This is a genomic window from Pseudofrankia sp. EUN1h, from assembly GCF_001854645.1.
Classification (GTDB): domain Bacteria; phylum Actinomycetota; class Actinomycetes; order Frankiales; family Frankiaceae; genus Pseudofrankia; species Pseudofrankia saprophytica.
Window position 1 is genome coordinate 144628 of the sequence record NZ_MBLN01000063.1, and the last position, 11281, is coordinate 155908.

General features: G+C 72.8%; 9 protein-coding genes and 1 tRNA gene. 4 read left to right on the forward strand and 6 right to left on the reverse strand.

Annotation, left to right across the window (positions count from 1 at the left end; translation table 11 throughout):
- Window positions 1–55: 55 nt before the first annotated feature.
- The gene (locus BCD49_RS23385; RefSeq protein WP_083401654.1) at window positions 56–2419 is read right to left on the reverse strand and encodes a DUF7846 domain-containing protein; all 2364 of its coding nucleotides are present in this window, start codon (window positions 2417–2419) and stop codon (window positions 56–58) included.
- Window positions 2420–2437: 18 nt separating this feature from the next.
- The gene (gene ssb, locus BCD49_RS23390) at window positions 2438–3064 is read right to left on the reverse strand and encodes a single-stranded DNA-binding protein (RefSeq protein ID WP_007515874.1); all 627 of its coding nucleotides are present in this window, start codon (window positions 3062–3064) and stop codon (window positions 2438–2440) included.
- Window positions 3065–3601: 537 nt separating this feature from the next.
- Between ssb and BCD49_RS23395 the strand changes: the two genes are divergently transcribed.
- Together BCD49_RS23395 and BCD49_RS23400 are read left to right on the forward strand one after the other, a co-directional pair.
- On the forward strand, window positions 3602–4483 hold the full coding sequence (locus tag BCD49_RS23395) for an aldo/keto reductase (protein WP_007515875.1): 882 nt from the start codon (window positions 3602–3604) through the stop codon (window positions 4481–4483).
- Between the two features lie 460 nt (window positions 4484–4943).
- Window positions 4944–5019, forward strand: a tRNA-Arg gene (locus BCD49_RS23400).
- Between the two features lie 227 nt (window positions 5020–5246).
- On the opposite strand, the gene BCD49_RS23405 is transcribed toward BCD49_RS23400, so the two are convergent.
- Window positions 5247–5975, reverse strand: coding sequence for a hypothetical protein (locus BCD49_RS23405; protein ID WP_007515876.1), 729 nt, complete (start codon window positions 5973–5975; stop codon window positions 5247–5249).
- Between the two features lie 479 nt (window positions 5976–6454).
- Here BCD49_RS23405 and BCD49_RS23410 point away from each other — a divergent pair, with 479 nt between their 5' ends.
- Window positions 6455–7675 (forward strand): helix-turn-helix domain-containing protein, encoded by a 1221-nt coding sequence (locus tag BCD49_RS23410; protein WP_007515877.1) that lies wholly within the window; start codon window positions 6455–6457, stop codon window positions 7673–7675.
- 45 nt (window positions 7676–7720) lie between these two features.
- Window positions 7721–8575, forward strand: a complete 855-nt coding sequence (locus BCD49_RS23415) for a DUF72 domain-containing protein (protein ID WP_007515878.1) — start codon at window positions 7721–7723, stop codon at window positions 8573–8575.
- A 174-nt stretch (window positions 8576–8749) separates the two neighbouring features.
- Here BCD49_RS23415 and BCD49_RS23420 read toward each other — a convergent pair whose 3' ends face one another.
- The 3 genes from BCD49_RS23420 to BCD49_RS23430 form a co-directional block, all read right to left on the reverse strand.
- Window positions 8750–9286, reverse strand: a complete 537-nt coding sequence (locus BCD49_RS23420) for a glutathione peroxidase (RefSeq protein WP_071041905.1) — start codon at window positions 9284–9286, stop codon at window positions 8750–8752.
- 120 nt (window positions 9287–9406) lie between these two features.
- Window positions 9407–9874 carry an acyl-CoA thioesterase gene (locus tag BCD49_RS23425; protein WP_007515880.1) on the reverse strand — a complete coding sequence of 156 codons (468 nt, stop codon included), beginning with the start codon at window positions 9872–9874 and terminating at the stop codon, window positions 9407–9409.
- Window positions 9875–9937: 63 nt separating this feature from the next.
- Window positions 9938–10945 carry an LLM class F420-dependent oxidoreductase gene (locus BCD49_RS23430; RefSeq protein WP_007515881.1) on the reverse strand — a complete coding sequence of 336 codons (1008 nt, stop codon included), beginning with the start codon at window positions 10943–10945 and terminating at the stop codon, window positions 9938–9940.
- Window positions 10946–11281 lie beyond the last annotated feature (336 nt).

Genomic DNA, 11281 nt, shown 5'->3' on the forward strand with positions numbered 1-11281 from the left:
GACCGGGCCGGCGGTCTGGGCCGGGCCGGCGGTCTGGGCCGGGCCGGCGGTCTCGTCAGCGGGACGCGGTGATGTGGAGCTGCGGGGGTTCGCGGCCCGGGGTGGTGGCGACCTGGCCGGTGGAGGTGACGACGGTGACCGCGCCGTCGGCCGCGGCGACGGTCGGGGCCAGCTCACGGTCGACGAACTGCTCCTTGCCGGTGTCCGCCGGGGTCAGGTAAAGCGCGAGCGCCACCGTCCTGTTGCCTGGTTTGAGCTGCCGCGACGGGGCCCGGCGGGTGACCTTCGGGTCGCCGACGAGGCCGGTCTCCGGGGTCAGGCCGCGCAGCGTCGCGCCGTCGGCGTCCACGACCAGCCTCGCGGTGACCGGCCGGGAGGGGTCGATCGGGTAGGAGACGTCGCCGGCATTGGTGGTGAGAACGAGACGGGCCGCCTTGGCCGTTTCGTACGCCGGGTCGACGGTCACGTCCAGCGTGACGGTGTCGCCGGTGCGGGTGGCCAGGCTCTCCAGGCGGGTCCCGGACGGCGAGCCGGGTGTCCGGTTGTAGGCGGGCGGGATCCGCAGCAGGTAGGCGGGCCGGTCGGGGTCGCGGGCGAGGACCGCGAGGTCGGCCGCACCGCCGCGGGTGACCGCCCACAGCACCCGGCCGTCGAGCTCGGGCGGGTTCGCGGCGAGCGATGTCGGGTGCATCAGGTACAGCGGGTCGACCGAGAGGAACACCAGCGGGTCTCCGGGCAGCCCGTCGATCGCCGCGTCGAGGTCCCGGTCGTGGCGGGTGAGCGTCAGGTTTGCCGGGATCGCCGTCGCCAGCACGAGGCAGGTGAGCCCGGCGGCGACGGCCGCCGCGGCCTGGGCGAGCCGGGGCCGCCAGGCGGCCAGGTCCACCAGCCCACGGGCCCCCAGCTGGACGAGGACGGCCAGCACCGGAAGCATGTAGAACGGCCCGATGTAGCGGATACCGCCCCACAGGAAAGCCGCGTTCCACCCGCCCCAGAAGGCGACGTAGCCGGCGAGGAACACCAGCGCACCGGCGCCGAGCGCGAGCCCGGCGCCACCGACCCGGCGGCGCGCGACCGCGCCGATCGCGCAGGCGAGCAGGACGACCCCGCCGCACGCCCACCCACCCAGCAGGAACAGGTGGTCGCCGACCGAGGCGAGCCCGTCGAGGAAGCCGAAGTGGTGGGCCCGGTCCGTCGGGTAGAGCCGGCGGACCCCGAAGCCCATCTTGTCCTCGGACTCCAGGTAGCTGAACGGCAGCCGCAGCGCCGAGCCGGTCGCGGCCGCGTTGAACGCGAGCAGCAACGCGGCCGGCACCGCGAGGCCCGCGCAGACCCAGCCGACCAGCAAGGCACGCCGGCCACGCGCCGTCACCACCGCCCAGACGGCGACCGGCGCCAGCAGGGTCAGCGCGTCGAACGGCCGTACTGCCACCGCTGTACCGGCCGCCAGGCCGGCACCGGCCAACGCCCACCGACTCCGATCCCGCCAGCCGCCCCGACCGGCCGGGGCAGGCGGAGCGGGCGGGCCGGTCGAGTCGCGCGGCCCGCCGTCGGTGCTGGGTGTCGCCCTGACCGCGCGCAGGCCTCGCAACAGCCCGAGCACCGCCAGCTCCATCATCACCAGCACCGGCAGATAGGCCAGCAGCATGCCGTCGAGCAGCACCACCAGCGGGGACGCGGTGAACAGCGTCGCCGCCACCGCGGCGACCCGCCGGTCACCGAACAGCGCCAGCCCGAGGCGATAGGTGACGACGACGGCCGCGGCGGCGATGGCCGCGAGCCCGGCGCCGAAGCCGCCGGTGACGAGCAGACTCAACGCGAACAGCGCCGGCACGAACGGCGTGTACTTCAGCACGTAGTGCCCGTGGCTGGGCACCGCGAGCCAGGGCGCGTACGAGGCGGCCGGGTCGCCGGCGACCGGGAACAGCCGGCCGGCGGCCAGGGTCTGTGCCTGCAGCCGGTACAGCGCCTCGTCGTTGTTGATGGAGAGGTAGGGGAACAACAGGTACTTCACCAGCAGCGCGAGCACGGCCGCGACGAGCGCGAGCACCGCCACGTAGCGCCCCGCCGGGCTGACGGCCGCGAGGCGCCCGGCGACAGCGRCCAACGCGCGCCGATCAGGGCTGGCCGCGGTCCTCGCCGGGTTGGGTKGCGCCGACTCCCGGCCCTCGGGTGCCCGCTCGCGGCCCTCCGATGCCGGCGGCCTGTCCTCGGGCTCTGGCGAGAGACCACCGGACGCGGGGCGAGGGCCGCCGTGACCACCGTCGCCAGGCCCGGGCGGAGAGGTGGTCGTTCGAGGTGCCGCGGTCTGGCCGGGAACGGCGGCCGCGGCGCCTGGCCATTCCCGGTCGTCGCGCACGCTGGTCACCGGGGTGAGCGTATCCGTCGAGCGGGAACGCTCCGGATCGAGGTACGGCACGATTGGTCACCTCCAGTCTCAGCGCGTGTCGGCGGCGTCAGGCCAGTCGGGCCGGACTTCGTCAGGTACCTCACCGGAGAGTTCGTCAGGCTGCGCCGCGCCGGTGTAGGTGAAGGAATCGCCGCCCAGGTCGCTGTCTGCCCAGGGCACGGTCTCGTCGAGCGCCGGGCCCGGCCCGGCCTGTGCGTCGCCGTCGTACCCGCCGCCGGCTACCGGGCCGGTGTCGGCGGCGGTGTCGGGCGGCGCGTCGGACAGGCCGGCGGGGCGCTCGCCGGCACCGCCGCGGGCCGTGCGCATGACGCGGGCGGGACGCCAGGCCAGCTCGGGGCCCACGGCGTCCGCCTCGATCTCGTAGCGCCGGCGTCGCTCGCCCTGCGCGTTGTCGAACTCGCGAAGCCGGAGCCGCCCGATGAGCAGCGCGCGGTCGCCCTTGTTCAGCGTGGCGGCGACGTTCTCGGCCAGCCTGCGCCAGCAGGTGACCTCGATGAACAGCGGCGGCCCGTCGACCCAGCGGTTCTCCTTGCGGTCGTAGCGGCGCGCCGTCGAGACGATGCGGAAGGAGCAGAGATAGGTGCCGTTGGGGGTCACCTTCAGGTTGGGGTTCTCGATGACGTTGCCGACGAGGCTGATGGTGGCGTCGAGCATGTTGTGGCCTTCCGGGGCACGGGTCCGCTGGGCTGACGCGAGGTGGCTGAGGCGCGCTGGCGGAAATCGGGGGGCGGGCCGGCGGGTCGCCGGCGGCGCGATCAGGATCACCGACGACAGCCGAGGCGGGAAGCGAGCAGGCGCTGTCTGTGGACGAGGGCGCACTTGTCCACAGGCGGGCCACCGCTCGCGAACGATCTCGTGGACCTGGGAACACTGGCCCCTGGGACGCGGTTGCCAGCGACGGACGGTCGGGAACAAGGACCAGGAAGGCCACGGGCACAGGCCGGGGGCGAGTCGACCCGAGGTGACGGGTGGCACGCGCTGACCGGCGGACGCCGACGAGCCCGGCGGCGCTGACCGGCGGACGGCGGGGCAGTCAGCGACTGTCCCGCGTGCTCCTGTCCCGCGCCGCCAGCGCCGGCGCCGGGCCCCGCGATTTCCCAGGGTCGCCGACCCGATGGCTGGCCGGGCCCACAGGGCGAGCGGGGCGCGGGCCGTGACGCACGGACCTACAGGAACGACGAGGAGACGAACATGCCGAGTGCGACGGACACGTCACAGCCGACGGCCAGCGCCAGYGGGACCTTCACGATCGGCGGTGACCTGCCGGTGCGCCGGCTCGGCTACGGCGCCATGCAGATCACCGGACCCGGGGTATGGGGTCCGCCGGCTGACCCGGAGGGCGCCGTCCGGGTGCTGCGACGCGCCGTCGAGCTGGGTGTGAACTTCATCGACACCGCGGACTCGTACGGGCCCTATGTCAGCGAGGAGCTGATCGCCGAGGCCCTCCACCCGTACCCGGACGACCTGGTGATCGCCACCAAGGCCGGCTTCGTCAGGACGGGGCCGTCCGTGTGGGTCCCGGTCGGCCACCCGGCGTACCTCCGCCAGGAGGTGGAGATGTCGCTGCGCCGGCTGAAGCTGGAGCGCATCGACCTGCTCCAGCTGCACCGCATCGACCCGAAGACCCCAGTGGAGGAGTCTCTCGGCGAGCTGAAGGCGCTGCAGCAGGAGGGGAAGATCCGTCACATCGGCCTGTCCGAGGTGAGCGTCGACGAGCTCGCGCACGCCCGCACGATCGTCGACATCGTGAGTGTGCAGAACCGGTACAACCTGGCCGACCGCGCCTCCGAGGACGTCCTCGACTACGCGGAGCGGGAAGATCTCGGCTTCATTCCGTGGTTCCCGGTCGGCACCGGCAAGCTCGCCCGGCCGGGTGGCCCGCTGGACGCCGCGGCGGCGGCCCACGACGCGACGCCCGCCCAGCTCGCCCTCGCCTGGCTGCTGCGCCGCTCGCCGGTGATGCTCCCGATCCCCGGCACCAAGTCCGTCGATCACCTCGCGGAGAACATCGCCGCGGCCAGTTTCACCCTGACCGACGACGAGTTCCAGGCGCTGGAGGCCGCCGGTCGCTGACCGGAGCCGCTGGAGCGGACGCTGTCTCGGTGGGATCCCGCGTGCCTCGGACCGGAGGATCCCACCGAGTCAGCTGGCGCTTCCTCAGCCGCACGGCGGGCCGACGAGCGACGGGCCTGGCGAGTCGGGCCGGAGCTGCCGCCGAGGACCGACCGGGGCGCTCCGACAACACCGAAGAGCCGCTCGCGTCAGCGCCCGGACACGGTGATACAAGGCACGGTGACCGAGATCGCCCGTCAGCGGCGCGTCGGGACCTTTAGCCTGTGGCGAAAGACTCCCAGCACGGGCATCATCGGCGTGGCCCACACGAGGGAGATCGGAGTTCCCACTCTGACAGCCTTCGTCCGTCTCGACAGCCGTCAGCGGCCGCGCCTCAGCGGCTGAGCGGGCAGCGCTGTCGACGACGCGGGCCGCCTCGTCCCACCGTGCGGCCAACACCAGGCCGCACAATGGAACATGAGCGCCCGTAGCTCAGCGGATAGAGCGAGTGCCTTCTAAGCACTGGGTCGCAGGTTCGATCCCTGCCGGGCGCGCCAGCAAGATCGCGCAGACCTGGGGCCCGCACAGCGGACCGGACCGCCTTCCGGTCCTGCATATCGCCGGAAGGCCGCACCGCACCGCACCGTGCCGTCACGGCCGGATGCCCGTGCCGTCACGAAGCCGCCCACGCGACGAGGTGGCGGAGTTCAACGCGGGATTCGCGACCCTCACCAGGTTGCACGCCCGTCCGTAGCCAGGGACCCGCCGACCGGCTCGGCCGCCGTCAGCCGCGGGAGAGCCGGCGGCCCTCGCGGAAGAAGTCGACGGCGTCGGCGACCGAGTGAATCTTGTCCCAGGTGATGTAGGCCCCGAAGGACACGTTCCAGTACCCGTCCGGAGAGGGCGGCGGCGGCTCCGGTGGGCCGACGTACAGGTAGGGCCGCTCGATGTACTCGTCGCCTGGCGAGGCGCCGTAGTTGATGTCCGCGGCGCGGATGGCGACGTCGGCGTGCTCGGGCCACAGCGTGATGCCGGTCGGCTCGTCGCCGGGGATCTCGGCCCGCCACCGGCGCAGCGCCGCGTCACCGAGGGCGTACCAGTAGGCGATCCGGCTGGCCGCGGCCGCGTCGACGGCCAGCGGCGCGTCCGGGTCGCAGGGCGTGCTCAGGTGGTAGACCTCGGCGGGGCCTCCGGGCGCGGGCAGCCCGGTGAGCGTCGCGGCGGCCGCCAACGTGCTCAGCGGGGCCCGCGACACCTCCGCGCCGGACGCCCCGTCGCTCGGGGCCACGCTGACGACCAGGTCTGTGCCGTCGACGGCGATGGTCCTGCGCTCGTCGCCGAACGGCGGCGTGCCGAACCCGCCCGGAGTGACAACCAGGCCGATCCGGCCGGTGGCGCGGTGGCGCGCGGCGGCCAGCACGTGTTCGGCGACGGCGTGCAGTGCGGCGCGAGTGCGGACGAAGCTGTCGTCGACGTCGGTGCTCTGGCGATCGACGTCAGTGCTCTGGTTCACGAAGCCTCCCACCGGGCCCACGCGAGGGTACGACGCCCGGCAGAGGACATGATGGTCCGGCTTCTCCGTCAGCGCGGCGCAATGGCGATCACCCCAACCCGGCTACCTGGCGGAGCCCTTGGGCGCGTCGCCGAGCGGAGAGCCGCGGAGCAGTGAGGCGCGGAGTGGACAGGCGCAGGGCGGAGAGTGGTCTGGCATGGTCGGTCACCGCCCCAACAGGTTCCGGAGGCGGTGACCGACCAACGCCGGCCCCCCGTGCCGCGAGCCGAGGTTATCGGCCTGGCGCGCCGTGCCGACGCCCGTCGCGGCGACACAGCGTCCTGGCTGTCCCGTCCCGTCCTGTTTCGCGGGCCGGGCTGGAAGAATCACCCGGACAGGTACTCCCCGTGTCGGTTCGACACCCGCCGGCCACCGGCCGGTGAGCGCGAGACGACCGCCCGGGCACGCCTGTCGGCCATGACGCGAAGGAGCGCGACCTGATGACGGAGCCGGGGATGGAGCCGGTACCCGACCCCGCGTCGGTCTCGACCGAGGACGAGCTGCGTATCGCCATGCTTGGCCTGCTGGGCGACTCCTACGACCGTGCCGTGGAGCGACGGACCGGGCTGTCCAAGACGACGGTCAACGACCTGCGCAACGGGCGCAGACGGCTGACCTCGAAGACCCTGACCCTGATCGTGGAGGCCTACGACCCAAACCGGCGGGAGGCCTGGCTCCTGGCCTGGCGGCGGGTCAACGCACGGCCCGCGACCGCGACCGCGGGGGCGGGCGCCGGAACGGGCACGGGCGGAGACTCCGACGGAGTCTCCGCGCCAGGCGGCCGGCCGACCGACACCGCGACCGGTCGGGAGGCGGCGCGACCAACGCCACTGGCGGCACCGGCGGCGGGACGGCCAGCGCGGCCGGAACGGCCGTGGTCCGTTTCCTGGCGGATGGCCTCTCTGACGGTCGGCGCGGCGCTGGTGGCGAGCACCATCGCGATTCTGATCACCTTCTTCGCGGTGCGCGGCGACGAGCCAGCGACCGCGGCGACGGGTCCGGCTGGGGGGCTGACGCCGGCCGCCACCGCGCCGGGCCTGCCCGGCGGCGGGAGACCGCTGGGGGGCGGGCCTCCACCCCTCGGGGGCAGTCACGGTGCGGCCGGCCCGGTCGGCGGGCCGGGCCCGCCGCGCGCCGACATGAGTCCGCCACCCGATGGGGCGACGCCCGCGCCCGGGGGTTGCTACTCCCTGCCGTTGCAGACCCCGGCAGACGTCGTGACGGAGCCTGGCGCCGAGTCGGCCGGCATCCGGTTCGCCGAGATGCGCTACACCTACTATCCGTCCTGGCATCCGGCGTTGGCTGTCGGTGGCCGGCTCAGCGGGCCGGTTCCGCACGGTTGGCGGCTGGTCGCGGCCGCCTGGGCCGACCCCGCGACGGCCGACTCGACCGTCGCCCACAATCCCGGCGACGGCCGGTTCTACCCCGGCGACGAGCTGGTGACGAGCGACCAGAACTGCTTCACGGTCCAGCCGTACAACCTGGGCTACGGCGGATACGAGGGAATCACGACTCGCGTCTACGCCATGCTCGTGGAGGCGGCCAAGGTCCTGCCCTTTGTTCGGGCCGCCGGCCAGCTCGGCGGCCTCGCCGACGCCGACCTCGCGCACTGGGACGTCCGCGTACTGGGTTACGCCGTCGTCCCGTCCCGCCCCGAGTGACAGGCGTCGGCCGGCCGGGCCCGACCAGGGTGGAGGACTGAGGGCATGCGGCTACACGTGGGGTGCGCGATGTGGGCCCACAAGTCGTGGCAGGGGCGCTTCCTTGCCCATCCGCTGCCGGCGCACGAGCGGCTGCGGCACTATGCCAGCTGGTGCAACGCCGTCGAGGGGAACACGACGTTCTACGCGACGCCGAGCAGGGAGACCGCCGAGTCCTGGGCGCGCCAGACCGACCCTGACTTCTGTTTCCTGCCCAAGCTGCCCAAGCTGATCACCCACGAACGCTGCCTCGCCGACGTCGACGAGCCGTTGCGCGCTTTCCTGGACGCCGTCGAGCCGCTCGGCCCCCGCGCGCGCACGCTCTGGATCCAGCTGCCGGGGGCGTTCGGACCAGCCGACGTCTCCCTGCTCGCCCGCTTCCTCGGCCAGCTCACCACGTCCCACCGGTATGCCGTCGAGGTCCGCCACCCGGCCTTCTTCGACGACCCGCGCGCGGCACGGCTTCTCGAGGGAGCGCTCGCGGCCGTGGACGCCGAATGGGTTCCCTTCGACACGACCACGTTCTTCGCGAACCCTCCCGCCACTGACGCCGAGCGGGACGCCTGGGCCAAGAAACCCCGCGTGCCGTTCCGGTCGGCCGCGCTGACCGACCGTCCGGTAGTCCGCTACCTTGGCCGCGACGATTCCGCGCGGACGGTCGAGGGCTGGCAACGGTGGGTCGACATCGTCGCCGGGTGGCTGCGCGAGGGCCGCTCGCCCACCGTCTTCATCCACACCCCGGACAACGCCGAGGCGCCGCTGCTCGCCCGCCGTTTTCATGAGGACGTCCGGGCCCGCGTGCCCGATCTCGACCCGCTGCCGCGGGAGCTCCTGCCAGCGGAGCCCCAGACCCTGTTCTAGGGCCCGCGCTGAAGGCCCGCCATCACCAGCCGCCGCCGCGGCCGGCCCTCACCAACCGTCTTCACCAACCGCCGTCACCGTCCCCCGTCACCCCCGCCGCCGCGGCCGGCCGCGAGAGCGGGGAGCGCGGGGAGRCCGCGGCGGCGGGCGGGCAGCCAGCTGGCGCCGTGGGCGCTAGCCGAGGAGGGCGTCGAGATCGGGGCGGATCTCCTCCGGGGTCACCGGCGGCTCGTAGCGGCGGATCACCTCGCCGTCGCGGCCGACGAGGAACTTCGTGAAGTTCCACTTGATCTCGTCGGTGCCGACCCGGTCCGGGAAGGTCTTCGCGACGAAGTCGTACAGGAATCCGGACTGCGGCCCGAAGTCACCCGGCGCCTCGGTACGCAGGTAACCGTATAGCGGGGCGGTGTTCGATCCGTTGACGTCGATCTTGCTGAATATCGGGAATGTAACGTCGTACGACGCCTTGCAGAAGTCCTGGATCTCGGCGTCCGTACCCGGCTCCTGCTCCATGAACTGGTTGCAGGGAAAGCCGAGGATCTCCAGGCCGCGGCCGTGCAGCTCGCGGTAGAGCGCCTCCAGGCCCTCGTACTGCGGCGTCAGGCCACACTTGCTGGCGACGTTGACGATCAGCAGCGCCTGGCCGGCGTAGTCACCGRGTGACCGCGAACCGCCGTCTGCGGTCGCGACACTGAAGTCGTACACACCCATGATCGGTCCAACTCTCCTGATAAATCGTCCGAAGGCTGACATAGCTGACGCTACTGGCCGGTCCCTGGTCCGTCGTCAAAGAAGTGGACAAGGACAGGTGACCACGGGCGGGCGACCAGGTCATCCGGCGCGGAAGGCCATCTTCTCGAGCAGCGCGCGGCGGTCGGGCGGCACCGGYGTCGTCGAGCCGTCGACCCGGTGCACCAGCACCGTGTCGCACAACCCGAGGCAGGTCCCCTCGTGAAACAGCCCCGAGAAGTAGACCACCGATGACCGGCCGATCCAGCCGATCGCGACGCCCACCTCATAGTTCGCCGGGTAGTGGGCCTCGGCGAGGTAGTCGACCCGGGACTGGGCGACGACGAAGTGGAACGGCCCCGACCTCGCCGAGCCAGGCGTGCCGAACAGGCCGAGCAGCTGGTTGTTGAACGCCGCCCGCGCGTCCTCGTAGTAGGCGACGACAGCGACGTTGTTGATGTGGCCGAGGTTGTCGACGTCGGCGAAGCGGGCCCGGATCTCGTGCACCCACGGGTACCGCGCCAGGTCACGCCGGTCGTCCTCGCGCACCGGCCGACGCCCACCGTCCATGCGGATTTCCCTTCCCCAGTGTGATCCGCGTTCCCGAACGTGATCCGCGCGCGGTCGCCGGGACTACTTGGCGGCCGCGAGCAGCTCCGTCCACAGGGACGGGTCCGCGTCATAGGCGCTGTACAGCGTCGTGCGCTGATAGATCTTGCCGACCTTCTCGACGAGCTTCGGCCCGACCTCGGCGGGCGTTCCGACGACGGAGAACTCGTGCAGCATCTCGTCGGTGATCACGTCGGCCATCTCGTCCCAGCGGCCCTGCTTGGACAGGGTGTTGAGCTCGCCCTGCGCGTCGCCCCAGCCGTGCGCCTCCAGCACCGCCCGGTAGGAGGGCGTGGAACCGTAGAACGCGATGCGCTTCTTCGTCCCGAAGACGGCCGCGGCCATCTCCTCCTGCGTGCGCCCGACGGTGACGAACGACGGCCCGTTGACGACGAAGCCGTCGAGGTCCCCCTTGCCCACCTTGGCCCGCCCGCGCAGCAGCGCCGGGATGGTGACCTGCTCGAGATAGCGGTTGGTCGTGAACGGGTGCACGAAGAACCCGTCCGCGGCCTCGCCCGCGACCTCGGTCATCAGCTCCCCGACGGCCGCCAGGAAGATCGGCGGCGGCCCGTACTCGTGCGGCTCCGGGGTGAAGAACGGAGTCATCAGCGTGTGGGTGTAGAAGTCGCCGCGGAAGTCCAGCTTCACGCCGTCCTGCCAGGTCGCCCAGATCGCCCGGGTGGCCAGGATCAGCTCGCGCATCCGCGCCGCGGGCCGGGACCAGGGCATCGAGAACCGGCGCTCGATGTGCGGCTTGATCTGCGAACCGAGGCCGAGGACGAAGCGGCCGCGGGAGTAACCGGCCAGGTCGTAGCCGATGTTCGCGAGCGTCATCGGGGTCCGGGCGAAGCCGATCGCGATCGCCGTACCGATGGTGACGGTCTCGGTCGCCATCGCGGCCTGCAGGCACTGCAGGAACGGGTCGTGCTTCGTCTCGGAGGCCCACGCTCCCGCGTAGCCGGCACCCTCGATCTTCGCGGCCTCCGCCTGCGTCGCCCCGATGTCGTCGGACAGGCTCGCGTCGATCTTCATCCGGTCTCCTCCGCTGGCCGCGTGGCCGCGCCACCGCGCTGGGGCTACTGAGCTGACTACAGGGGCTGGCGCTCCGGGCCGGCCTCTCGCCCGGGCGCGTCGCGCCCAGGGTGAGGTGTGCCGGCCGGCCCGGTCGATAGCCCTGGGACACGCTCCCGCCAGGCGGCCGGCTGGAGCAACCGTTCGGGTCCCTGGTGTGACGCCTCTGACGTCCGCGCGCTGCTTCCCGGGCGGGGAACGACACGACCCCACCCGAGACCCGACCGCGTGCCGGGTCTCGCTGGCGCGGATGAGAGCCGGCGAGCGGATGCGGACCGAACGCGGCACTCCTACCGG